General features: G+C 70.8%; 18 protein-coding genes and 1 pseudogene. 10 read left to right on the top strand and 9 right to left on the bottom strand.

The annotated features are described in order from the left end of the window. Positions 1 to 95 precede the first annotated feature (95 nt). A pseudogene (locus ASF25_RS23990) lies at positions 96 to 1,208 on the top strand (GGDEF domain-containing protein); the annotation flags it as partial. A 54-nt stretch (positions 1,209 to 1,262) separates the two neighbouring features. Here the strand turns inward: ASF25_RS23990 and pbpC are convergent. Together pbpC and ASF25_RS15235 are read right to left on the bottom strand one after the other, a co-directional pair. Beyond that, positions 1,263 to 3,443, bottom strand: coding sequence for a penicillin-binding protein 1C (gene pbpC / locus ASF25_RS15240; protein ID WP_082502780.1), 2,181 nt, complete (start codon positions 3,441 to 3,443; stop codon positions 1,263 to 1,265). 154 nt (positions 3,444 to 3,597) lie between these two features. Continuing rightward, the gene (locus tag ASF25_RS15235; protein WP_056305600.1) at positions 3,598 to 8,892 is read right to left on the bottom strand and encodes an alpha-2-macroglobulin; all 5,295 of its coding nucleotides are present in this window, start codon (positions 8,890 to 8,892) and stop codon (positions 3,598 to 3,600) included. Positions 8,893 to 9,041: 149 nt separating this feature from the next. On the opposite strand from ASF25_RS15235, the gene ASF25_RS15230 reads away from it, so the two are divergent. Next, positions 9,042 to 10,421 carry a hypothetical protein gene (locus ASF25_RS15230; RefSeq protein ID WP_056305598.1) on the top strand — a complete coding sequence of 460 codons (1,380 nt, stop codon included), beginning with the start codon at positions 9,042 to 9,044 and terminating at the stop codon, positions 10,419 to 10,421. Positions 10,422 to 10,519: 98 nt separating this feature from the next. On the opposite strand, the gene ASF25_RS22830 is transcribed toward ASF25_RS15230, so the two are convergent. From ASF25_RS22830 to ASF25_RS15215, 4 genes are all read right to left on the bottom strand, one after another. Further along, complete coding sequence (locus ASF25_RS22830) at positions 10,520 to 10,675, bottom strand: DUF3309 domain-containing protein (RefSeq protein WP_156369003.1); 156 nt, start codon at positions 10,673 to 10,675, stop codon at positions 10,520 to 10,522. 153 nt (positions 10,676 to 10,828) lie between these two features. Further along, positions 10,829 to 11,926 (bottom strand): DUF2125 domain-containing protein, encoded by a 1,098-nt coding sequence (locus ASF25_RS15225; protein ID WP_056305718.1) that lies wholly within the window; start codon positions 11,924 to 11,926, stop codon positions 10,829 to 10,831. A gap of 108 nt (positions 11,927 to 12,034) precedes the next feature. Next, positions 12,035 to 12,400: a hypothetical protein gene (locus ASF25_RS15220; protein WP_056268111.1), complete on the bottom strand. Its 366-nt coding sequence runs from the start codon at positions 12,398 to 12,400 to the stop codon at positions 12,035 to 12,037. A 233-nt stretch (positions 12,401 to 12,633) separates the two neighbouring features. After that, entirely contained in the window at positions 12,634 to 13,407 is a 774-nt protein-coding gene (locus ASF25_RS15215) for a lysophospholipid acyltransferase family protein (RefSeq protein WP_056176760.1), read from the bottom strand. A gap of 414 nt (positions 13,408 to 13,821) precedes the next feature. Here ASF25_RS15215 and raiA point away from each other — a divergent pair, with 414 nt between their 5' ends. From raiA to ASF25_RS15200, 3 genes are all read left to right on the top strand, one after another. Continuing rightward, on the top strand, positions 13,822 to 14,457 hold the full coding sequence (gene raiA / locus ASF25_RS15210; protein ID WP_056176758.1) for a ribosome-associated translation inhibitor RaiA: 636 nt from the start codon (positions 13,822 to 13,824) through the stop codon (positions 14,455 to 14,457). A gap of 125 nt (positions 14,458 to 14,582) precedes the next feature. Further along, the gene (gene ptsN / locus ASF25_RS15205; protein WP_056176756.1) at positions 14,583 to 15,050 is read left to right on the top strand and encodes a PTS IIA-like nitrogen regulatory protein PtsN; all 468 of its coding nucleotides are present in this window, start codon (positions 14,583 to 14,585) and stop codon (positions 15,048 to 15,050) included. A 5-nt stretch (positions 15,051 to 15,055) separates the two neighbouring features. Beyond that, positions 15,056 to 15,394, top strand: a complete 339-nt coding sequence (locus ASF25_RS15200; RefSeq protein WP_056305596.1) for a hypothetical protein — start codon at positions 15,056 to 15,058, stop codon at positions 15,392 to 15,394. A gap of 63 nt (positions 15,395 to 15,457) precedes the next feature. On the opposite strand, the gene ASF25_RS15195 is transcribed toward ASF25_RS15200, so the two are convergent. The 3 genes from ASF25_RS15195 to ftsE form a co-directional block, all read right to left on the bottom strand. After that, positions 15,458 to 16,123, bottom strand: coding sequence for a YdcF family protein (locus ASF25_RS15195; protein ID WP_244473041.1), 666 nt, complete (start codon positions 16,121 to 16,123; stop codon positions 15,458 to 15,460). A 232-nt stretch (positions 16,124 to 16,355) separates the two neighbouring features. Next, on the bottom strand, positions 16,356 to 17,336 hold the full coding sequence (locus tag ASF25_RS15190; protein WP_056305594.1) for an ABC transporter permease: 981 nt from the start codon (positions 17,334 to 17,336) through the stop codon (positions 16,356 to 16,358). Beyond that, positions 17,333 to 18,034, bottom strand: a complete 702-nt coding sequence (ftsE, locus tag ASF25_RS15185; RefSeq protein WP_200918837.1) for a cell division ATP-binding protein FtsE — start codon at positions 18,032 to 18,034, stop codon at positions 17,333 to 17,335. Before ftsE ends, ASF25_RS15190 begins: the two co-directional genes overlap by 4 nt. Before the next feature lie 214 nt (positions 18,035 to 18,248). Between ftsE and ASF25_RS15180 the strand changes: the two genes are divergently transcribed. The 5 genes from ASF25_RS15180 to aceF all read left to right on the top strand — a co-directional run bounded on the left by ASF25_RS15180 (position 18,249) and on the right by aceF (position 24,638). Further along, positions 18,249 to 19,085: a zinc-ribbon domain-containing protein gene (locus ASF25_RS15180; RefSeq protein ID WP_056305592.1), complete on the top strand. Its 837-nt coding sequence runs from the start codon at positions 18,249 to 18,251 to the stop codon at positions 19,083 to 19,085. Between the two features lie 12 nt (positions 19,086 to 19,097). Then, positions 19,098 to 19,667, top strand: coding sequence for a hypoxanthine phosphoribosyltransferase (hpt, locus tag ASF25_RS15175; RefSeq protein WP_056176735.1), 570 nt, complete (start codon positions 19,098 to 19,100; stop codon positions 19,665 to 19,667). Between the two features lie 159 nt (positions 19,668 to 19,826). Beyond that, positions 19,827 to 20,198: a response regulator gene (locus ASF25_RS15170; protein ID WP_056176733.1), complete on the top strand. Its 372-nt coding sequence runs from the start codon at positions 19,827 to 19,829 to the stop codon at positions 20,196 to 20,198. 340 nt (positions 20,199 to 20,538) lie between these two features. Next, positions 20,539 to 23,202, top strand: coding sequence for a pyruvate dehydrogenase (acetyl-transferring), homodimeric type (gene aceE, locus ASF25_RS15165; protein WP_056176730.1), 2,664 nt, complete (start codon positions 20,539 to 20,541; stop codon positions 23,200 to 23,202). 62 nt (positions 23,203 to 23,264) lie between these two features. Beyond that, a complete protein-coding gene (aceF, locus tag ASF25_RS15160) occupies positions 23,265 to 24,638 on the top strand; it encodes a dihydrolipoyllysine-residue acetyltransferase (RefSeq protein ID WP_082502778.1) in 1,374 nt (457 codons plus the stop codon). Positions 24,639 to 24,651 lie beyond the last annotated feature (13 nt).

The raw sequence follows: 24,651 nt of genomic DNA, 5'->3' as shown, positions 1-24,651 counted from the left end.
CTTCACGATTGCGCTGCGCAACCTGCTCGTGCATGCGAAGGCAGTCGAAAGCCTCGTGCCTTGGAGGCGAAGGCCTTGCGGCTTGGAACTGATCGATGCGGCTCGATGCCCCGACCTTGCTCCTGGTAACGGTCATCCTGACTTTCACGGTCGGGATCCTGTTTCTTCTGTCGTGGAGCCAGGCCCGACGGATGCACGCCCTGGCGATCTGGGGGCTCGCCCACCTCGTCGGCGGCGTGGGCTCGGCGCTCCTCGCCCTGCGCGGACTGATCTCGGATCCGCTGTCCATCGGGCTCGCCAACGCCCTGATCATCGGCGCGTATGGGATGATCTGGAACGGTATCCTCGCCTTCGAAGGGCGGCGCCTGCGCCCCCGGCCGGTCATCCTCTGCGTCGCCCTGTGGAGCGGCGCATGCCTGGTGCCGGATTTCTTCGCCTCCGTTCCGGCGCGCATCGTCCTGGCCTCCGGCATGGCCGCGAGCTTCTGCTTCGCCATGGCGGCCCTGATCTGGAAGAAGCGAACCGAGCCCCTGGTTTCCCGCTACCCGGCCGTCTTTCTGCTGTTGGCCTATGGGGGGATGTACGCCGTGCGCGTTCCCATGGCCCTCCTCATCCCGCCACAACCCGTGGGGGTGCATCCCCTGCAGACGAGTGCGTTCGCCATCCTCGCCTGCCTCGGGATGCTGTTCACCCTGGCCTTGGCCTTCGTGTTCATGGCACTCACGAAGGAACGCGCGGAGCGGCTGCAGCGCCTCGCCGCCGACACGGATCCGCTCACGGGCATCGCCAGCCGACGGGCCTTCGTGGCAGAAGCCCAGTCGGCGTTGAGCCGCTCGAACCGGACCGCGACCCTGCTGCTGTTCGATCTCGATCATTTCAAGCGCATCAACGACACCTACGGCCATGCCGTCGGCGACGCCGTGCTCGTCGGATTCTGCCACACCGCCGGTGCCCTGGTGCCCCCCGGCACGATCTTCGGCCGCATGGGCGGAGAGGAGTTCGCCTGCCTGCTGACCGGAACCGAGGATGCGCGTGCCCGCGCCGAGATGGTGCGCCGGGCCGTCGCGAGCCTCGCCGTGCCGACCCTGCCGGACCTGCACGTCAGCGTCAGCGTGGGGTTGGCGACGACGGAGGCCTGCGGCCACGACCTCGACGGACTCATGCGAGCGGCCGACGCGGCCCTCTACGCGGCCAAGCGCAACGGCCGGAACCGGGTCGAGAGCGGTGGTCCCGGCGGAAGCGCGCCGGCCCCCGACGGTGGCCTACTCGATCCGCACCATGACGGAATCGGAAGCCCCGCTGGCGTCCATCACCGAGATGCGAGCGAAGCCGGCGCCTTCGGGGCGCCACGCGGCCTGGCGCCGGGCACCGCCGGCGACGGGCAGGCCGTCGACCATCCAGGTCAGGGGTGGAACACCGCCCAGAGCCTTGAGGGCGAGGCTCGCACGGAGTTCCGTGTCAGGCGCGCTGCCCGCTAGATCGCCCTCCAAACCGGTGTCCGGCACACCGAGATCGATCCGGGCGCCATCGGGCGGGTAGGCGATCTTGAGGGTGGCCCCCAGGGCGGCCGAGACGGTCTTCGCCGCGTCGCGGCGGAGGTGGCGCAGCGGCGGCGGCAGGCCGGCATTGGTGGTCACCAGGGCGTCGGCCGGACGCGGCACGGGCTCGGGCTCGCCACCGAAGCGCGCGAAGGCGTCGAACAGGACCGGGGCGGCCACAACCCGGCCGACGAGGCCCGGCACGGCGTTGCCGTCCGGGCGCCCGGCCCAGACCGCCAGGGTGACGCGCCGGTCGAACCCCACGGCCCAGGCATCGCGATAGCCGTAGGACGTGCCCGTCTTGTAGGCGATGCGGTTGGGAAGAGCGTTCTCGGGCGGGGGGGCTCCCCGCAGGGTATCGGCCACGTACCAAGCCGCCACGGGTTCGGCGATGCGGGCATCGGGAGAGCCGAGGGCGGGACCGTCGAGGCGGCGCAGGAGGGGCGGCACCAGACCGCCGCGCGCCATCCCGGAAAAGAGCCGCGCGAGGTCGGTGAGGGTAATGCCCAGGCCACCGAGGGCCACGGGCAGGCCCGGGGCGGTGTCGCGCGGCAGCTCGATGCGCGCCCCCGCCGCCCGCAGGCGGGCGATGAAGCGGGCCGCCCCGACGGCCTGAAGCAGCTCCACCGCCGGCACGTTGAGGGAGAGCTGGAGGGCGCGCCGCGCCGTCACCGTACCCTGGTAGCCGAGGTCGAAATTCTCGGGGGCGTAGGCGCCGGAAAAGCGCACGGGCCGGTCGTCGAGCTGGGTCTCTGGATGGGCGATCCCCTGCTCGAAGGCCAGCGCGTAGATGAAGGGCTTCAGGGCCGAGCCCGGCGACCGGATCGCCACCGTCATGTCGATGGCACCCGACCGTGAGGCATCGCCGTGGCCCGGGCTGCCGACCTGGGCCAGCACCGCGCCCGTGCGGTTGTCGAGGGCTAGGATGGAGACGGACAGGCTTGGGCCCAGGGCGGCGGCACGCTCCGTGGCCAGTGCCTCGAGGCTCGCCTGCAGGCGCCCATCGAGGGTGAGGCGGATGCTCCTCGAAGTGGGATCGGCCGCGACCGCCGCCTCCGCCGCATGGGCCGCCAGCATCGGGAAGGGCTTTCGCCTCTGCGGCACGGGTTCGGCCTTGGCCGCCTTCGCCTCGGCCGGCGTGATGATCCCTTGCGCGGCCACACGGTCGAGGACCCGGTCGCGGGCACGCCGGGCGGCCATGGGGAAGCGGTCGGGCCGACGCGCTTCGGGGGCCTGCGGCAGGGCGACGAGCAAAGCCGCCTCGGCGAAGGAAAGCCGGGCCGGGTCGCGCCCGAAATAGGCCAGACTCGCCGCCCGCAGGCCCTCCACCGGGCCGCCATAGGGGGCGAGCGCAAGGTAGAGGTCGAGCACCCCCGCCTTGCCGAGGCGGCGCTCCAGTTCCACCGCCCGTACCATCTGGCGCAGCTTGGCGGTAAGCGAGCGCGCGGCGCGGGGCTCGACGAGGCGGGCCACCTGCATCGACAGGGTCGAGCCGCCCGAGACGATTCGGCCGTGCCGCAGCCATTGCCCGGCGGCGCGGAGCGTGGCGGCCGGGTCGATGCCCGGATGGGTGTCGAACCCCTTGTCCTCGTAGGCCGTCAGCATGGCGAGTAGGCGCGGATCGACCTGCCCTGCGGAGAGCGGCAGGCGCCAGCGCCCATCCACGGTGGCGAACGGGCGCAGGAGTCCGCCGTCGCGGTCGAGGACCACGGTGGAGCGCAAGCCGGCTTGCGTCAGATCGAGGGGCGGGAGGATGGCGACGAATCGCCAGAGGGCGAGGGTGGCGATGGCGACCGTCGTCAGAAAGAAGACGAACAGCCCCGCGGCAACTGTCCTCGTCGATCGCCTGGACCGCGACAGGCCCTCTCTCCTGGAAGGAGAGGGTTGGGGTGAGGTGTGGTCCATCCCCGGAGAGGTCACACACCTCACCCTGTCCCTCTCCCCCCAGGAGAGGGGACCCGCGCTCGCCTCGACATGACGGCCATCGCCCGCCGTGGAGGAGGCGTGAGCGTCCTCGACGGCTGAGGAACCGAAGGGCGGACCCTCGCGCGTCATCGCCCTACTTCGCGCTCACGACCACGGACCCGAAGCCCGTGCGCCCGAAGCGCTCGGGCCGGTACATGTCCTCGATGGTGGCGGCCGGGTGGACGTAGGTGCCGGGCGAGACGGCGCGCACGGTGTAGGCGACGCGGAAGAACGCCGACTGCTCGGTCGTCCGCTCGTAGGCGGCGACGAACCGGTCGTCGCGGAACGCCGTGTACACCGGTGCCACGTCGGACTTGGCGAAGGCGAGGCCGGTGAGCGCATCGGCGTCGAGGAGCTTCGGGTTGTCGATCTCCAGGCCGGCCGGCAGGCGATCCACCAGCAACAGGCGGCCGGGGCTGGACTTGGCCTCCGTCACCTTGAGAACGACTACGAGGCGGTCGTTCTGGCGAATGCCCTGCGCGAGATCGACGGGGCTGCCGTCGAGGCGGTGATAGGTCCGCTCGATGGCGTAGCCCCGCGATTCGGCGGGCTCGGGCGCGATGGGGTTGCCGATCACGCTCACCACCATCTGCGCCGTCGTGGTGCCGGCGTTGACGATGGCGACGGGCTTTTCCGCCAGCGCATCGCCGCGATAGAGCCGCGCGAGGGCACCGGTCGCGGATGCGCCGTCGATGGTGAAGCGCAGGGCGTCGGAATCCTTGGCCAGCCCCTGCGCAGCCATGACCATCCAGGCGTTCTCCTGGGTGCTCGTCGGGCGCCCCGCCTGGCGCTCCTCGGCGATGACGGTCGCCAGGGGCTGGACCGCGTCGCGGGCGAGCCCGGTCTCGGCGGCCAGTGTCAGGAGGCCGGCGCCGTCGCGCAGGCGCGAGCCGTAATCCGGCCGGTCCGTGGGTCCCGGCCCCTTGAGTGCCGTCACCGCCGAGGCGAAGGCCTTGGCCGCCCGGCCCCGGTCGCCCAGCAGGGCGAGGGCCGCCGCGATCTGGCCGCGCCCGAGGGGGGTGGCGAAGGCGTCGAGCTTGGTGTCGGCGAGGTAGCGCAGATCCCCCATCACCGGTCGGCCGTTGCGGGCGAGCACGTAGGCCGCATAGGCGATGTCCATGCCGCCGTCCCGGACCTCGCTCGTGTTGGCCACCGCGTTGCGCAGGCTGTCGAGGGCGCTGGCGAAGGCGGTGGGTGGCACGGCAAAGCCTCGCTCGCGCGCCCGGGTGAGGAAGTCGGTGACGTAGGCGTTGAGCCAGACATCGGTCTGGCCGCCGACGGACCACAGGCCGAACTCGCCCGACGAGCCCTGGCGGGCGAGCACCCGGTCGATGGCCTCGCGGATGCGGATGTCCACGGCGTCGTCGACGCCCATCCGGTCCCCGGGCGCCGCGCGGCTGAGGGCCAGAAGCGGCATCGCCCGGCTCACGGTCTGCTCGGAGCAGGCGTAGGGGTAGCGCTCCAGGGCCTGGAGCAGGGCCGGCACGTCGAGGCCGGCGAGCGTCGAGGCCGTGACCGAGACGGCCCCGGTGCCGGGCAGGATGTCGGCGAGGAGTTCGTCCGTCACCCGCAGGGTCGCGCCGGGAGCGAGGGGCTGCACCGTGCGGCGCGCGAGGGGCCCGGTGCCGGCGCCGATCCCGAGCGCGAAGCTCTGGCCGATGCCGGGCGGCAGGCCGGGGCCGGTGAGTGTCACGTCGAGGCGCGTCGTGCCTGGACCGGCGGCGGTGATGGGAATCACCAGGGCCCCCTTGGCCCCCGCCTCCAGTCGCAGGGTCTTGTGGAGGGCCTCGGCCCCCACCACCACGGAACCGGTCAGGCCGAGATCGACGGTGTAGTCGCCCGCCGGCCCCTCGACGTTGTCGATGGCGATGTGGAAGCGCGAACGGTCGCCGACGTTGAGGAAGCGCGGCAGGGTGCCGGTGAGGATGACGGGATCGCGGATGATCACGTCGGCCTGGGCCGCGCCGACCTTCGACCGGCTCCAGGCCGTGACCATGACCCGGCCGGTGCCGTTGAAGGCCGGGAGCGGGAAGCTGACGCTGGCCCGGCCGTCGGGCCCGACGGTGACGGGGCCGGAATACAGCGCCAGGGGCGCCTGGGTCGGGGGCGTGTCGGCGAGTTCGGCCGCACCGCCGTCGCCGCCGGAGCGGATGGCGCCGAGCGTCCCCTGCATGCCGTCGATGAGGTAGCCGTAGACGTCGCGGATCTCGGGGCCGAGGGCCTTCTGACCGAAGAAGTGCCGGAACGGATCGGGGGATTCGTAGCGCGTCAGGTTGAGGATGCCGACATCGACGAGCGCCACGCTGACTCGGGCCGTCTCTCCGGAGCCGAGGCCCGCGAGGCGGATCGGAAGCGTGAGGGTCTCGCGGGGCCGCACCTTGGCGGGCGCCTCCACGGTGACGGCGAGGCTGCGGCTCGCCGGATCGACGGCGAACCACGCCACCCCGAGGGCCCGGCCCGGCAGGCGCTTGGCCGCCTGGTCGAGGGGCCGGTAGGCGGTGGCGACGAGATAGGCGCCGGCACCCCATTCGGGCTTGACCGGGATGTCGACGGTGGTGCCGCCGCTCGGCACCGCCACGGTCAGCACGGCGTGGACCTTGTCGCTCACCACCGCCAGGGTCGCCTGACCGGCAAAGCGCGGCTGAAGGCGGGCACGCAGGGTTTCGCCGGTGGCATAGGCCGGTTTGTCGAGGCGCAGATCGAGGAGGTCCGGCACGTCCGCCGTCTCGCCCCCGCCCCAGCCGACCGTGAAGGTGACGCTCGCGGTGGCCTGCGGCCGGCCCGGCACGCTCGCCTCCAGGCGATAGGTGCCGTAGCTCACCACGGAATTGATCCGCCCGAGGGTGTCGGACGCGAGATCGAGTTTCCCGTCGGCGATGCGCCGGGTGCTGGTGACGGGCTCGAACGACCAACGCCCGCCCTCGCGGTACCATTGGTAGGTCTTCTCGACCTTCTGCAGGGTCCAGGCGACGCCCGCTTGGGACAAGCGCCGGCCATCGGGCGCCGCCATGGCGACCTCGAAGCCGGCGGTGCCGCCCTCGGGCAGGTCGCCCGAGAAGGTCTTGCGGATCGCCAGCACCGGGCCGGCGGGCAGGATCGGCAGGGTGAGGGTGCGCGAGAGCGCCCGGCCGCCCGGCTCGCCGACCTGAAGGGTGATGCGGGCCTCCGTGGGGCGCGGGGCGGCAAGCGCCGGCACCGGCACGGTGAGGCGGGCGGCCCCCTGCGCGTCCGTGGTGGCCCGCGCCTCGATCTCCTGGGAGACGGCTTCGACCCGCTCGTCGTCGAGGCCGACGGAGAAGCCCTCCAACCCCTTGATGCCGCTGCCCGCCGCCTGCTGCACCAGCACGGTGCCGGAGACTTCGAGCCCCGAGCCCGGCGCGCCGTAGAGGTAGCGCGCCGCGACATCGATGGTGGCCGGCGCATCCCGGACGAGGCTCGGGGTCGCGCTCGACAGCGTCACATCCAGGCGCTCGGGCACGTAATCCTCGACGAGGAAGCTCGCCTCGCCGATGGCGGGCGCCTTGGGGTCGGTATAGGCCGAGACCCGCCAGGTGCCGTGCATGGCCCCGGCCAGGAGGGGCACGGCGAGCGAGCGCCCGCCGAGGCCGGCATCCGGCACGGCGACGCGGCGGGCCTCGACGCCGTCGGGGCGCTTGAGCACGAGCGTCAGGGGCAGGTCGGGCACGGCGACGCCCACGGCGTCGCGTAGGAGGGCGGTGAGGTTCACGGTCTCGCCCGAGCGGTAGACGCCGCGCTCGGGGAACACGTAGGCCTCGACGGCCCCGGGCTGGGGCCGGCCCTTCACGCCGCGATCCGTCAGGTCGAAGGCGGATTGGTTCAGGTCGAGGAAGCCGTAATCGTCGCCCATCTGCGCCACGACGAGACCCGGCGCGATCCCGCCCTCCCCGCGCGCGAGACCGGCCGCGAAGGCGGCGTGGCCCTGCGCGTCGGTCTTGGCGGTCGCCAGGACCTCGTTGTTGCGGGCCACCAGCCGGATTTCGGCGCCCGCCACCACGGCCGCCGAAGCGAGGGACCGGGCGAAGACGTGGACCCCGTCGCGGCCCTTGAACACCGTCAGCCCGAGGTCCGAGACCACGAACCACTGCGTCGCCTGTTGCTCGTAGCCGCCCTCCTCGTCCGTCGCGCCGGCGACGCCCGTGGGCTGGGCCAGCATGACGTAGAGACCGGGTTCCAACTTGCCCACCGCCTGCAGCACGGGGAAGGCCGTGACGGCTTCCGCGTTCGGCTCGGCCTTGGCCGTGTCGAGCACGCCCTTCCAGACCCGCTGGCCCTTCTGCTCGGCGATGGTCTTCGCCGTCGAGCCGTTGAGCTGGGAGAGGAAATCTTCCGAGCGCAGCGACGGCAGCAGGCCGCGATCGCCGATGCGCAGGACCTCGACGTCGAGCTTCGCTGCGTTCACCGAGATCAGGGGCACCCCGGCCTGACCCGTGCGCGGCAGGACGTAGTTGCGCCCGGTGAACCGCACCTGGGGCGAGCGGTCCCGGACATAGACCTCGTAGTCGAACGACTTCAGCAGGGTCTCGCCGGCCGCAGACGGAATCCCCTGGCGCAGGACGAAGGCGTAGCGCTCACCATGCTTGAGTCCGTCGACGCAGACCTGCTGGCCGCTCCCCGTGACGGCGGCGTTGGCCGCGCCCGAGACGGCGACGAAGGGGGTGAAATCGGTCTTCGCGGCCAGCCCTTCGGAGAACTGGAAGCAGACGCGCGGGGCGGCGGCATCGGAATCGACCTTGTAGTCGAGGACACGGAAGCCGTGCTCGGCCCGCAGCCCCTCGTAGGTCTCGCGCACCTGCGCGTCGTCGGCGAGCGCGAGGCTGGCGCGGTAGGCTTCCAGGGACGGGCGCCACTCGGATTCGGCGGCCTGGACTTCGCCGAGGGTGGCGAGCGCCTCGGCCTCGGCGGCGACGGTGGCCGCGCGCAGGTAAGCCGCGTAGGCGGCGGCCCGGGCGTTGCGGCGCAGACGCATGCGGCTGCTGTAATCGCCGGTCTCACCGGTGCCGACGGCGCTCGCGGCACGGGCGTAGGCGAGCCAGTTCTCGGGGTTGCCCGGCTCGGCGGCGACGGCGGCCCCGAGGGGCTTGAGCGCCTCGAGGGGTTTTTCGGCCTCCATCAGGGCCGCGCCCTCGGCCCGTGCCCGAGCGGCCGGGCGCGGCGGGCCGGCCTCGGCCTTGAGGGCGGCCTCGAGGCGTACGCCGTCGCTGGCGAGGGTTTCACGCTGAAAGGCCTTGGGGGCCGGGGCCTTCAGGCCCGTCCTGGTGGGTTGGCCCAGGGGTGCCTGCGCCTGCGCAGGCGGGTCGAACAGGCCGGCCAGGAGGAACGCGCCCGCTGCCACGAGCGCCGTGCGCCTGTGCCCCGTCGATCCCGCCATCGCCAACCCCATCGACTCGACCCCGCCCGCACGGCGCTCCGGGCCGGGACCGTAGCACTTCGCCTCCCGCCCGCAATCCGGGATCGACGCCCTGGAATTCACGCGGCGCCTCTGCCAAGCTCCATCCCGCGTTTCGGAGGCACGGATCGATGGTGCGACGGGTTCGGGCCGGTTTGGGAATGGGCTGCGTCGTGTTGGGTCTCGCCCCGGCGCTGGCCCTGGCCCAGGCACCGAGGCCCGCCGGGCCGCCTCCGAGGGCGGCTGCGCCCGACCCGGCCTTCGAAGCGGCCAAGGCGGCGTACGAGGCGTTGCCGGAAGCCGAACGCAAGGCCCTCCAGGACGCCCTGGTCTGGACGGGGGATTCCAACGCCGTCGTCACCGGCACGTTCGGGAAGCGCACCTACGACGCCTTGAACGCCTACCGGGCCCGGACGGGCGGCGGGGGCGGCCTCCTCGACGCGACCGGCCGCGCGGGGCTGCTCAAGGCCGGTGCGGCCGCGCGCGCGGCGGCCGGCTTCCTCATCAAGCCCGATCCGGCGAGCGGCACGGTTCTGGGCCTGCCCGAGCGGTTGCTGCCCAAGCGCGGAGCGATCCCGGGCGGCACCCGCTGGCAGAGCGCGGATGGCCGCATCACCGTGGAGACGAAGTCGTTCGCCCCCGGCGAGTCGAGCCTCGAAGCGATGTTCGCCCGCCTCACCGCGCCGACCCCCGAGCGCCGCGTGACGTACAAGCTTCAGCGGCCGGACTTCCTCGTGGTCACCGCCGAGACACCCGCGGGCAAGTCCTACATCCGCTACGCCGCCGGGGAAGCTGGCCTGCGCGGTCTGACCCTGGGCTACGACAAAGCGCTCTCGGAGACGTTCGACCGCCTCGTCATCGCCATCGCCAACAGCTTCGTGCCGTTCCCGGACGCGGCGCCCGCGGCTCCGGTCGCCCGCGCCGCTCCAATCCCGCCCCCCCTGATCGACCGTCCCGCCGCGCCCTTCGCGACGGGGCTGCTGGTGGCGCCGGGTCGTGTGCTCACGAGTGCCGCCGCCCTCGACGGCTGCGCCATCCCGCGGGTCAACGGTGGGGCCGCCCGCATCGCGATGCGCGACGGCGGCCTGATGCTTCTGGATGTGTCGGGCCCGTCGAAGTCGGGTGCTCCGCCGGCCCTGCAGGGGGCGGGCGCGACGGCCTCGGGATCCGTGCTGGTGATGGGGGCGGAGGGGAACGGCGCCGTGGCGGCGGCGCCCGGCTTTCTCGCGAGCGACGGGCGAATCGAGGCGCCTCTTCAGCCGGGCGCCGGGGGGGCACCGATCCTGAACGCCAGCGGGGCGCTCTCCGGACTCGTTGCCAGCTATCCGAGCGCGCCGCGCAAGGTGGCGGGGGTGGTGCCGCCCGCGCGGTACGGAACGGTTGCGGCCGACCGGATCGGCGCGTTCCTGACTTCGGCCGGCGTGACGACCGCGACCGCTGCGACCGGCCCGTCCGGAACCGTCGTTGCGCGGCTGGCAGGCGCCGTGGTCGGAATCACCTGCCAGCCTTGAACGCAGCGACCCGAACGGCGAGCTTCGCGTTCGGGCCGATACGCCGACAAGTCCCAAAGATCTCGCTTGGCTAGTGTCTTAAGACGAGGTTCGGAAGCTCAGAGTCGTCCGGTCACCAGCAGCACGATGAGGATGATCACGAGGATACCGCCGAGGCCGAAGCTCTGTCCGCGATAGGCGCCGCCGCCGAGGAAGTTGCCGCCGCCGAGAACCGCGATGATGAGGATGATGAGAAGGATGGTGGTCAAGGTCATGGAACGGAACTCCGGGGCGCGCTCAACCGCTTCGGCTTGAGCTTGACCGTTCAAACGCCCCGCATCGGATTCCGTTCAACCGGACGGGACCGAGATTTTCTCGAACCCGCCGATTTTCACTAAATCCCGTCCGCCGACCGGCCCCACTCCGCCTCAATAGAGCGGCGGAACCTCGACATTCGGGATCGGGAACGGGCCGAGCATCAGGCGACCGTCGGCGATCCGCAGGGGCGGGAGGGCCTTCAGGGCCGGGTCGGCCGGGGGCACCGCGTCGGGCGCCGCCGCCTCCGCCCGGGCACGGCGGCCGCCGCCGAGGAACTGGCCGACGAGGTTGCCGATGAGGGCGCCCTTCTCGGCGCCGAAGCGCTGGCCCATGACTTGGCCGACGATGGCTTCGACGCCGGCGGCGCGCACGTCGATCTGTCCTTCCGGACGATGGCTCGGATCGAGACTCAGGCTGCCGTGGGCCTGGGCCCGACGATTGCCCTTGGCGAGCGACAGGAGGGCGATGTCGAGGCTGCCGCCGGCTTGGCGCCAGGCCTCCAGTTCCCGTGCCACCGTTCCCGTGTGTAGGGTCGCGGCCCGGTTCACGGTGGCGTCGAGGGCGATGTCGGTCGGGTCGGCGTTGCCGACGTAGGGATCGATGAACGGCACCGCCGCCTTGGCGACGCGCAGGCTGAGGTCGACGGCTCCCTCGGCGGCGAAGCGGCCGGGGGTCGGCCGGCCATGGGCCTCGAGGTGCTGGGCGTCGAAGGCGATGTCGGGCTGCCCGGGTCCGCGCACGGTGCCCTTCAGGGCGTCGACCACCACGGAGGCGCGCACGAACGCCTCGGACGCGCCGTGGAAGCTCGCCTCCAGGGACGTCCATGTCACGTCGCCGGTGAGGTCGCCCTGCTCGACGTGGAACGGCCCGGCCACCTGCAGGATGCCCTGGCGCGGCTGATAGACCTGAACCACGGCGGTGACCGGCCCCAGGGTGAAGCGGCTGTCGGCGCGGGCGAAGGCGAGGGACGCGCAGCGGAGTTCGATGCGGAACGGATAGCCGGAGATCGACCGGTCGGCACAGGTCCAGGTCCGGCCAGCCGCCGCCTCCCGGGCGAGCCAGGCATCCATCTCGCGGCCCGCCCGGTCGCGGACCCAGACCCATGCGGCGGACCACAGGACCACGAGGGTGGCGAGCAGGATGAAGGGGACGAACAGGCCTTTTCGCGAATGCGCGCGGGGCGCGGCCGGCGTTGTCGTCGTTGTCATCGGGTCCCCGCCGCCGTTGATCTTTCGGAGGCGGCCCCTCTGCAGGCCCGCCACGTTCGTCCGGCATGGCCTATCAGGGTCTTGGCGGCGAAAGCATGGCCGATGGGTTCAGGCGTCGGCCATCGCGTCGGCGTCGAAGTCGGCCACGATGGCGCGGCGCTCGGCCTCGGTCTCGGCGAGGCGGTGGACGTGCATCTCATTGGCGCCGCGATGCCGGGCGCGGGCCAGCCAGCCGCGGGTCAGGCGCTCCCGCGGGCTTTCCCCGGCGGAGGTGACGCTGACGAGCTCGCCATGCCCGTCCGCGTCGCGGCGCACCGCCAGGATCACCGCGTCGTCCATGTCGTCGAGTTCAGGCTCGACGAGATCGTGGATGCCGACGATGTAGCGACGGCCGGACCGGCCACGCCATGCACTCAGCAGCAGGGCGGGGGTTCCACGCAGACCGGCGGTCGTTCTGAGGCGTTCTTCGCGCATCGGTCGTCTCCGTGCTCGGGCCTCCGCGAAGTTCCGCTGGGAGCGGACCGGGACAGGACCCTTCGTTCGCTGTTTGTTCCAAAGTATTCCTAACAAAGGGTTACCGTCAAGGCCACCGTTCCCGGGCGAGAACGTTCGGGCACCGGCGACCCCATCCCCGCGATTCCATGCCCGCGACCCCACGAAGGTTTCGCCCGGGTGTCCGCCGATGCCGGAGCGCGCCCTGCAACGCCTCAGGCGGTGGGCGACGCGCTTTGCACCGGGGCCGGTACGGTGTGGCCCCGAGCCGCGAGGTCGGCCCGGCCGGCACTGAGAAGGGCGTCGGAGGCGCCCTCGATGCGCGCCTGGACCGTGTCGAGGAAGCGGGCGCGGTCGAGGCCGGGCGGGATCGGGGGAAGGAACTCGATCACCGTGGTGCCGGGCCGGCGCATCAGGCTGCGGCGCGGCCAGTACAGGCCGGTGTCGAGGGCCACGGGAAGGCAGGGCACGCCCAGGGTCGCGTAAAGGTGGGTCAGCCCGAGCTTGTAGGCCGGCGGGGCGCCGGGCGGGCGGCGCGTTCCTTCGGGGAAGATGATGAGCTGGCGTCCCGCGCGGATCACGTCGGCGGCGGCCTCGTTCATCGCCGCCATGGCGCGCGTGCCCTTCGAGCGGTCGATGGCGACCATGCCGGAGCGCGACAGGAACCAGCCGATCAGGGGAATCCAAAGGAGCTCACGCTTGAGGATGTAGGCGAAGTCCGGGAACACCGTGACGAGCGCCAGGGTCTCCAGAGCGGACTGGTGCTTGGCCGCGACGAGGACGGGACCCTGCGGAATGTTGGACAGACCCCGGAACTCCACCGCCACGCCGCCGATCACCCGCAGGAGCCACAGGGTGACGTTCGCCCAGGCTTGAGCGAGGCGGATGACGGCCCGGCGGGAGACGAGGGCGGGCAGGCCGAGCACCGCGATGAGCGTCGTGGCGAGGTAGAAGGCGAGGCTGAAGGCGATCGAGCGGAGAATGACCATCGGGACTCAAAACTTATGGGACGGCAAGAGTTATGGGACGGGAAGAACGGCTGGCGGCAAAAACAGCTGGCGGCAAGAACGCTGAATGACAAGAACGGCGGCGTGGCAAGAACCGATCGCCGATAAAAACGAGGGGACGGCCAACCGGGCGGACGCTCCCGCGGGCGATTCTCGCACAGCTTGAACCCATCGGCCGCCGGGGAAAACGCCCACCCGAACAGAAAACGCCCGATCGGGATGAAAACCTCTGCCCACGGGGGAAACATTCGCCCCGGCGCATGCGGACCGGAATCGGGCCCGCCCTGGCTCCCGAACGCCGGACCGGCCCGGCTCGCCAACGCGACCGACTTCGTTGACTTCTCTCGCGCAGGCTCCTTAACTCGACCCGCAACGGCGACAAAAACCGGAGGGAACATGGGGTCACTACGCGTCACGGGCCATGGCCTGGACCTCGGCGAAGCCCTGCGGGGCCGGGTCGAAGAGCGGATGGCGGCGACCCTCTCGAAATACCTCGACAGCCACATGAACGGGACCTGCTCGGGCCACGTCACCCTGCGGCGGGACGGGACGGCCTACCGGACGGATTGCGTGCTGCACCTCGTCTCCGGCCTGACCCTGGAAGCCTCGGGGGCCGCACACGATGCCCATGCGAGCTTCGAGCAGACGGCCGACCGCCTCGAGAAGCGCCTGCGCCGCTACAAGCACCGGCTCAAGGACCACGGTGCGGCCGCCCACGAGGGCGCCACCGTGCAGGCCGCCTACGCCGTGTTCGCGTCCCCGAGCGAGGCCGAGTCGGCGGACGACGACGACCGCGACGCGGAGGATCTCGACGGCGATCAGCCCGACGATGGAACGGATCATCCCCCCGTGGTGGCCGAGAGCACCAAGACGCTCAAGCGCCATTCGGTGAGCGAGGCGGTCACCGCCCTCGATCTGACGGGGGCGCCGGTGATCGTGTTCGTTCATGCTGGCACCGGGCGCATCAACGTCGTATACCGCCGCAGTGACGGAGCGATCGGCTGGGTCGATCCGGCGGACGCCAACGCTTGAGCGCCTGACCGGAACTGACATCGGAACCCAGCGATTGATCCTCAGGTGATCTTGGACCGTGCGCGGTCCGACCTTTTACTCCGCGGTGGCCGTTCCGGTCACCGCCGAAGGGGCGGCGGTCCTTCATGCCAGTGCTGGAATTCCTCAATCCGGATTCCGTGGTGCCTTCGCTGCGCGCCCGCGCCAAGAAGCAGATCCTGCAGGAGTTGAGCGCCCACGCCGTGCGGCACCTGCCGGCTTTGGACGAGCGCGAAGTGTTCGAGACCCTGCTGCAGCGGGAACGACTCGGCTCGACGGGCATCGGCGACGGGGTGGCGATCCCGCACGGCAAGCTGCCGGGCCTGGACCGCCTGTTCGGCCTCGTGGCCCGCCTGGAGCGGCCGGTGGATTTCGATTCCCTGGACGGCCAGCCCGTGGACATCGCTTTCCTGCTCCTCGCCCCCGAGGGAGCGGGCGCCGATCACCTCAAGGCCCTGGCCCAGGTGGCCCGGCTCCTGCGCGAACCCGGCATCCTCGAGCGCATCCGCGCCGCCCGCGACGCCAGCGCCCTCTATGCCCTCCTGACCCACACGTCGGCGTCCCAGGCGGCGTGATCCCGATGCCGTTCCTTTCGCGATTCCAGTCGGCCGCCGCCGCTGGCTGTCTCCTGGCCCTGGGCGTCCCGGCCGCGGCCGGTCCGACGGACACCGCCTGCGCGCGCGACGTCCTCGTGGCGAGTTCGATGCAGCGCCAAGCCATCGACCAGCTCGAACAGACGGGCAGCGACGAGGCCGAACTGTGCCGAATCTGGCGTCGCCACGTCGAGACCATGCGCCGGGTGGCCAGCGTCTACGGCCGCTGCCTGTCCGGGGCCGAGCGCAGCGAGCGGCTGGCCCAGGTGGTGGGCTCCGAGAAGGAGTTCTCGGGGCTGATCAAGAGCCGCTGCAAAGGCGTGTGAGCCGACGCGCCACGCTCTGGCGCGGCCGCGGGACGAACCGATTGCCCAGGGGCCCCGGACGATTCAGTGCTGGCCGCGCAGGAGAAGCGGTTCAGCCACGACCTTGATCGGTTTGCCGCGCCCGATGAGGATCGCCGCGCGGGACCGCTCGGGGTCGTCCTCGAAGCGAGTGCGGACCCAGGCCACCAGGAACTTCAGGTATTCGGAGGCGAGGAGCCGGGCCGCGGACGGTTGCTGCCACCAGCGACCGGCATCGAACCCCTCGGTCACGACCGGATACGGCACCACGCGGTCGATGCCCGGCAGGGCATGATCGAGCTCCACCAGGGTGCGGGGCATGTGGTAGTTCGACGTCACCACCGCCACGGTGCTGAAGCGGTGCAGGCGCATCCAGCGCCGGGTCTCGATGGCGTTGCCGATGGTGTTGCGCGCCCGGTAGTCGAGATCGACGCAGCAATCGATCCAGTGGCGCTGATTGGGATTGAGGCGGGCGATCTCGTCGCGGCTGGTGCGCTCGTTGACGCCGGTGATGAGCAGGCGCCGACCGTAACCGTTGGCCAGGAGATCGATGGCATCGCCGATGCGCTGGGCGCCTCCCGTCAGGGCCACGATGCCGTCGGCCCGGCCTTCCGGCGCACGCTGGTCGCGCTCGACGCAGGCGACGAAGGTGAGGAAACCACCGAACAGGACCGCTCCGCCGAGACCGGCGAGCCCCAGGACCGCCTTCATCGTGCGCCCGGGGGATCGCACCGATAGGCGAAGGGCGGGCTCCGCACGCCGGGGTGCATCGGTCCAGGCCCAGCCGAAAGCCTCGGAGGGCCTCATGGTGTGGCTGCCTGACATCCGCGTCGTCATTCTCCGTGAAGATAGCCCCGATTGAGGCCGTGACGAGGCAAGTATCTCCTCCCGGAAAGGTTCACGGAGGGTTAACGCGATCCCGTGAGGTGCGCCCCGGACATGGTCAGGCCAGGAAGCGCCGCACGGTGAGGCGCGAGACGATGCCGGTGACCACGGAGGCGATCACACCGATGAGGAGCACGCTGGCATAGCCGCGCCAGCCGATGTGGAAGGCGCCGAACAGGGCCTCGATCTCCTCGCCGGCCGGTCCGGAGCGCCAGGCGCCGGCGGCGAAGCCGGCGATCGTGAAGGCGATCAGGGCCGCCACGGAGCCGATGATGCCGCCGCGCAAGCCGAGGCGGAAGAACCGCCGCTGAAACGCGCGGGCGATGAAATCGTCGTCGGCGCCGACGAAGTGCAGCACCTCAACCACCTCGCGGTTACCCGCCATGGCGCCGCGCGTCGCGAAGACCACGGCGAGACCCGTGGCGACGAGGACGAGGGCGACGAGGCCGACGCCGACGCCCACGAAGGTGTTGGCCATGGTCGAGAGCCGGCGCAGCCACAGGGCGTGGTCGTCGAGGCTCGCGACGCCGGGGAGCGCCTCCGCGAGCGACGCGCGCAGGGGCTTCAGGTCGGGCCGGGCGGATTCGGCGAGGCGCAGGGTGACGAGGCGCGGCACCGGCAGGTCGGACAGATCGAGGCCGCTGCCGAGCCAGGGCTCGAGCAGCCGCTCGGCCTCGGCCTTCGAGAACACCCGGGCGGTGGCGATACCGGGCGTTGCCTTGGCCAGGCTTTCCGCCCGGGCGACGTCGGCGTCGAGGTCGCGCCCGGGGCTCGGGCGGACCTGGATCGTCACTTCCTGGGCGACCGCGCCCTGCCACTGGTCGGCGCTGGAGGCCACGATCTCGGCGGCCCCCGCGCACAGGGCGGCGAGGAAGGTGAGGATGGCGATGACGGCGGCGAGCGCCCGGCTCGCCGAGGAATCCGTCGGGACCAGGGGGGCGTTGCGCCGCAGGGTCGCGGGCAGCGGGCTCGGCGGAGGCGACGCCGTGCGCGGCGGGGAAACGGGTCGGCTGGCGGCGGGGGCGACGGATCGGCTCATGGACGCTCCACGGCGAGGCGGCCGTCGCCGAGCACCAGCCGGCGGGCATCGACGAGATCCATCAGGGCGAAATCGTGGGTGGCGATGAGCACGGAGGTCCCGAGGCGGTTGAGCTCGATGAACAGGCGCAAGAGGCGCCGTCCCAGCCCCGGATCGACGTTGCCCGTGGGCTCGTCGGCGAGGAGCAGTTCGGGTCGCGCGATGAGGGCGCGCGCGATGGCGGCGCGCTGCTTCTCGCCGCCCGACAGGAGCGGCGGCAACACGTGCATGCGCTCGCCGAGGCCGACCCAGCGCAGCAATTCGACCACCTCGGCCCGGTAGCTCGTCTCGGCCCGGCCCTGGACGCGCAGGGGGAGCGCGACGTTCTCGTAGGTGGTGAGATGGTCGAGGAGGCGGAAATCCTGGAACACCACGCCCATGCGCCGGCGCAGGCCCGTCAGTGCCTCGCTGGAGATGCCGCTGACCTCCTCGCCGAACACCGAGACCAGTCCCCGCGTCGGGCGCACCGACAGGAGGATGAGGCGCAGGAGCGTGGTCTTGCCCGCCCCCGACGGTCCCGTGAGGAACTGGAACGAGCGCGGCGCGATCTGGAAGCTCACGTCGCTGAGCACCTCCGGACCGAGGCCGTAGCGCATCCCGACATTCTCGAACTGGACCACCGGCTCTTCCGCCCCGGACAGCAGGCTGCCCGTGTTCACCCGATCCGCCACGCGCACCCCATCACTCTTGCCCCATCACGCGCTCTTGCCTCATCACGCTTGCCCGATTGCGGTCGCGCATCCCCTCGGGAACGCGGCGCACGCGTCCGGCGCCACCGCTTCACGGATGGTTAACCGCGTTCGCGCAGAACCGTGTGAGTCTTTTTGACCGAGCCGGCAACTGCCGATCGAGACCCCGGGGCGCCGATTCGCCATGCTGATCGTCTGCCCATCCTGTGCAAGCGAATATGTGATCGACACCGATCGCGTCGGCGCGGAGGGACGCTCCGTGCGTTGCGCGGCCTGCCGCGAGACCTGGTTCATCTCCCCGGACGATGTCGCGGCCGCCCTCGAGGCCGAGATGACGGCCGCCATGATGGAGGCGGTCCAGGCCGGCCCGGAGGACGCCAAGGCGCGGGCCGAGGCCCAGGCCTCCCTCGACGCCTGGGAGGCGGCGATGGCGGAAGAGACAGGGGCATCCGATTCCGGGCCCGCATCGGCCACGGCGGAGGCGCTCCCCTCCGAGCCACGCGCTCGCCCGAGACCGAAGGCCCCGGTCAAGTTCGTCGGGCGGCCACGCTTCTCGCCCACCGCCGCCATCGGCCTGTCCGTTGTGGCCGGGCTCGGCCTCGCGGTTCTCGGACGCACGACCGTGGTGCGGGCGATGCCCCAGACCGCCGGGCTCTACGCCCGCATCGGCCTGCCGGTGAATCTCCGCGGCCTCGACCTGCGCGACGTGGTCGCTTTTCAGACGCAAGGCGACGGCGCCCAGCTCGTGGTCGAGGGCGACGTGGTCGGGGTGGCGGCGGACGGCGCGGCGGTCCCCCCCATCGAGATCGAGGTGCGGGACGGGCGCGACCAGCCCCTGTATCGCTGGAGCGTGGTCCCGCCGCGCCGCAGCCTCGAGAACCGCGAGACCGCGCGGTTCCGGGCCAGCCTGTCGGCGCCGCCCGCCGAGGCGCGCGCGATCCACGTGCGTTTCTCGCAAGCCCCTTCGGTGCAACGGGCCGACGCGGTCGCCAAAACCGATGGCACCCGCGGCCACCCGTGATATGAGGTGTCCATGACGACACCTTCCCGACGCGTCCGCGTCCTGTTCGACGAAGCCGCCATCGCCCGGCGCACCGAGGAACTCGCCGCCGCCATCGCGGCGGCCAAGCCCCAGAACCTCCTGGTGGTGGCGGTGCTCAAGGGCAGCTTCATGTTCGCCGCCGATCTCCTGCGCGCCCTGCACCGGGCCGGTCTGGAGCCGCAGGCGGAGTTCGTCCATCTGTCGAGCTACCGCACCGCCACGGTCTCGTCGGGACAGGTCGAGATCCTGCGCGACGTCGAGAGCGAGGTGCGCGGGCGCGACGTGCTGCTCATCGACGACATCCTCGAATCCGGCCGGACCATCGTGTTCGCCAAGGATCTGCTGATGGCGCGCGGGGCCAAGCGGGTGCTCACGGCCGTGCTCCTCGAGAAGCCGGGCAAGCGCGCCGTCACCATCGACGCCGACTTCGTCGGTTTCACCTGCCCCGACGTCTTCGTGGTCGGCTACGGCATGGACGTGGCGCACGCCTACCGGCAATTGCCCTTCGTCGGCCTCGTGGATTACGACAGCCCCGAAGCGGACCTGTTCGGCGGCACCTGATCGAGGGACGGTCGCCGGAGCGGACCACCCGGCGAAGACTACGGTCCCGGCACGAAAAAAAGTCCGCAGGCGCATCCGTGTGGCGCTCTGTCCCTTGACAGGGCGCCCGCTCGCTTGCGTGACTGAAATCCCTTCCCTTGCGAGAGAACCTGACGAACGATGGCGCGCATCCTGCTCGTGGATGACGAAGAGACGGTCCGGGGATTCCTCAAGCGGGGCCTGGAGATCGATGGCCATGCCGTGGTCACCGCCACCGATGGCAGCGACGGGCTCGACCGTCTCATCGAAGCCGACGGCGCCTTCGATCTGATGCTCACGGACATCCGCATGCCGCTGATGGACGGGATCGCCCTGGCACTGGCGGCCAAGCGCGATTTTCCCAACCTCACCATCCTGCTGATGACGGGCTTCGCCGATCAGCGCGAGCGCGCGCGCGGCCTCGACGCCATCGTCACCGATGTGCTCACCAAGCCTTTCTCCCTCGCGGATCTGCGCTCCACCGTGACCCGGGCCCTGGCCCTCGCCGCCTGACCATGCGGCGCTGAGGCGCCGACCACGCGCCGGTCTTTCGGGAGCACCCACCTCCGGCTGGGCTCGCACGTGCCCGATTCGATCGAAACAGCCGAGTTCCGCGGCTCCGCGATTGCGCGCCCTCCATTCTGCGTGACGCACGCCCCTGTCCGAAGTTTCGGACAGGGGCCGGACAATACGTGCGGGATGCCGCACTGCCGCAAAACCCAAAAATCATTCAAGTCATTGTTTCAGTGATTTAATTTAAATGGACTGGACTTGGTCCACTTCCTGCAAAATCATACTGACAAAGAGCGGGCAAACGCGTCTGATCCGCTCAAGAAACACTAGGGAGGATACCATGGAGCGTAGCCGCGACCTCGATCCCGTCGAGACGCAGGAATGGCTCGACTCACTCGATGGCGTCCTCGACGTCGACGGGCCGGAGCGGGCGCATTACCTGATCGAGCAAGTCATCGACGGAGCCCGCAAGAAGGGCGCCCCGGTCCCGTACTCGGCCAACACTGCGTATCTGAACACGATTCTGCCCCAGAACCAGGATCCGCATCCGGGCGACCGGGCCATCGAGCACCGCATCCGCTCGGCGATCCGCTGGAACGCCATCGCGATCATCCTGCGGGCCAACAAGGATTCCTCGGAACTCGGCGGCCATATCGCCAGCTTCCAGTCGGCCGCCACCCTCTACGACACCGGCTTCATGCATTTCTGGCGCGGGGCCAACGCCGACCACGGCGGCGACCTCATCTACGTGCAGGGTCATTCCTCGCCCGGCGTCTACGCCCGCGCCTTCCTCGAAGGGCGCCTGACCGAGGAGCAGCTCCTCGGGTTCCGCCAGGAAGTCGGCGGCAAGGGCCTCTCCTCCTATCCGCATCCCTGGCTGATGCCGGATTTCTGGCAGTTCCCCACGGTCTCCATGGGTCTCGGCCCCCTGATGGCAATCTACCAGGCCCGCTTCCTGCGCTACCTGCATCACCGCGACCTCGCCAAGACCGACGGCCGCAAGGTCTGGGCCTTCATGGGCGACGGCGAGATGGACGAGCCCGAGAGCCTGGGTGCGATTGCCCTGGCCGCGCGTGAAAAACTCGACAACCTCGTCTTCGTCATCAACTGCAACCTGCAGCGCCTCGACGGGCCGGTGCGCGGCAACGGCAAGATCGTCCAGGAACTCGAGGCCGATTTCCGGGGGGCCGGCTGGAACGTCATCAAGGTGCTGTGGGGTTCGGGCTGGGACGCCCTGATCCAGAAGGACAGCACCGGCATGCTGGCGCGCCTCATGGAGGAATGCGTCGACGGCCAGTATCAGGACTTCAAGTCGAAGAGCGGCGCCTACGTGCGCGAGCACTTCTTCGGCAAGTATCCGGAGACGGCGGCCCTGGTGGCCGACTGGACCGACGACGACATCTGGCGCCTGACCCGCGGCGGCCACGACCCGCGCAAGGTGTTCGCGGCCTACAGCGCCGCCTCCAAGCACAAGGGCCAGCCGACCCTGATCCTCGCCAAGACCGTCAAGGGCTACGGCATGGGCGAGTCGGGCGAGGCTCAGAACATCACCCACCAGCAGAAGAAGATGGGCGAGGCGGTGCTCCGCCAGTTCCGCGACCGCTTCCAGATCGACCTCACCGACGACCAGCTGAAGGAGATCCCCTTCATCCGGTTCCCCGAAGGCAGCCCCGAGCACCGCTACCTCATGGCCCGGCGCGAGGCACTGGGTGGTCCCCTCCCCCTGCGGCGTCGGAAGTCGCATGCCCTGGAGATCCCGCCACTCTCGGCGTTCTCGGCCCAGCTCAAGGAGACCGCGGGCCGCGAGATCTCCACCACCATGGCGTTCGTGCGTATCCTCAACACGCTGCTGCGCGACAAGAACATCGGCAAGCGCATCGTGCCGATCGTGCCCGACGAGAGCCGCACCTTCGGCATGGAGGGCATGTTCCGCCAGTTCGGCATCTTCTCCCAGGTCGGCCAACTCTACCGGCCGGAAGATGCCAACCAGCTGATGTACTACAAGGAGGACAAGAACGGTCAGATGCTCCAGGAGGGCATCAACGAGCCGGGCGCGATGTCGTCCTGGATCGCGGCCGCGACCTCCTACTCGCACTCCGACGCGCCGACGATCCCGTTCTACGTCTACTACTCGATGTTCGGCTTCCAGCGGGTCGGCGATCTGGCCTGGGCGGCGGGCGACATGCGCGCGCGCGGCTTCCTCATCGGTGGCACCGCCGGCCGCACCACACTCAACGGCGAGGGCCTGCAGCACGAGGACGGCCACAGCCACCTCATCTCGTCGACCATCCCGAACTGCGTCTCGTACGACCCAACTTTCTCGTATGAGGTGGCGGTGATCGTGCAGGACGGCCTGCGCCGGATGTATGCCGAGCAGGAGGACGTGTTCTACTACATCACCGTGATGAACGAGAACTACGAGCACCCGGGCATGCCCGAGGGCGCGGAGGCCGGCATCATCAAGGGGATGTACCTGTTCAAGGAAGGCCCTGCGGAAAAGACCAAGGGCCACCGGGTGCAGCTGCTGGGCTCGGGCACCATCCTGCGCGAGGTCATCGCGGCGGCAGACCTGCTGGAGCAGGATTTCGGGATCGCGTCCGACATCTGGAGCTGCCCGAGCTTCACGGAGCTGCGCCGCGACGCCATGGCGGCGGAGCGCTGGAACCTGCTCCACCCCCTGGAGGGCAAGCGCCTCTCGCACGTCGAGACCTGCCTCTCGGGTCGCACCGGCCCGGTGGTCGCCGCCACCGACTACATGCGCCTGTTCGCCGACCAGATCCGCACCTGGGTTCCGGGACGCTACCGTGTGCTCGGCACCGACGGCTTCGGCCGTTCGGATTACCGGGCCCGCCTGCGCGACTTCTTCGAGGTCAACCGGCACTGGGTCGTGGTGGCGGCCCTGCACAGCCTCGCCGAGGAGGGTGTGATCCCGGCCCAGACGGTGGCCGACGCCATCGCCAAGTACGGCATCGACACGGACCGGCCGGCACCCTGGACCGTCTGATCCGCGCCCCGTCGGCCGCCGCATCCCGGCGGCCGACGCCCTGAGACTTCCCGACCCTTTCCATCGACGGACCGCACGAGGGAGCCCGCGAGAGGCTCCGACTCAACCAGGGAGATTGCGCAGTGGGTATCGAGATCCAGATTCCGGACATCGGCGACTTCAAGGACATCCCGATCATCGAGATCCACGTGAAGGAGGGCGACACGATCGGGCCCGACGATCCGCTGGTCTCGCTCGAATCCGACAAGGCGACCATGGACGTGCCCTCGCCGAGCGCGGGCGTGGTGGAGCGGATCCTGGTCAAGCTCGGCGACAAGGTGAGCGAGGGTTCGCCGCTCCTCGTGTTCAAGGGCGAGGGCGCCAAGGGCGACACCGCCGCGGCCGAGAAGGCCGCCGACGCGCCCGCAGGCGCCGACAGCGCCGCACTGCTCGCCAAGCAGGAGCCGGCCCCGAACGCCGCTCCGAGCCCCGCCCCTGCAGCCCCCGCCGGCAACATTCCGGACTTCTCCCAGGTCCATGCCAGCCCGGGCGTCCGCCGCCTGGCGCGCGAACTCGGGATCGACCTCACCACCATCAAGGGCACCGGCGAGAAGGGCCGGGTGACCAAGGAGGACGTGAAGGGTCACCTCACGCGCTCCGCCGCGCAGGCGCCCGGCGCCTCAGGCACGGCCGCGTTCTCGGGCGGCGGGATGGGCATCCCCGAGATCCCGGCCGTGGACTTCTCGAAGTTCGGCCCCACCGAGACCCGGCCCCTGTCGCGGATCAAGAAGATCTCCGGCGCGCACCTGCACCGGTCCTGGCTCAACGTGCCGCTCGTCACCCACCAGGACGAATCGGACATCACCGAGACCGACGCCTACCGCAAGGAACTCGATAACGCGGGCAAGGAACTCAAGGACAAGGGCTACCGCGTCACCCTGCTGGCCTTCCTGATCAAGGCGGCGGTCTCTGGCTTACGCAAGCACCCCGAGTTCAACGCCTCGCTCTCGCCCGAGAAGGACGCGCTGATCCTCAAGCAATACTACAACATCGGCGTGGCGGTGGACACGCCGGACGGCCTCGTGGTCCCGGTGATCAAGGATGCCGACCGCAAGGGCATCGTCGAGATCAGCCGCGATCTCGGCGCGATCTCGGCGAAAGCCCGCGACGGCAAGCTCAGCGCCGCCGACATGCAGGGCGCGACCTTCTCGATCTCCAGCCTCGGCGGCATCGGCGGCACGTCCTTCACGCCGCTCGTCAACGCGCCCGAGGTCGCCATCCTGGGCGTCGCCCGCTCCAAGATGACGCCGGTCTGGAACGGCACGGAGTTCAAGCCGCGCCTGATCGTGCCGCTCTCCCTCTCCTACGACCACCGCGTCATCGACGGCGCGCTCGCCGCGCGCTTCGCCCGCCACCTCGCCCACGTCCTCGAGGACGTCCGGCGCCTCGTCGTCTGACGAGACCCGGCCA

This window comes from Methylobacterium sp. Leaf100 (assembly GCF_001422845.1).
In the GTDB taxonomy this organism is placed as follows: Bacteria; Pseudomonadota; Alphaproteobacteria; order Rhizobiales; family Beijerinckiaceae; genus Methylobacterium.
Note: the sequence above shows the minus strand (reverse complement) of the source record. Positions and strands in the feature narration are given on the sequence as shown.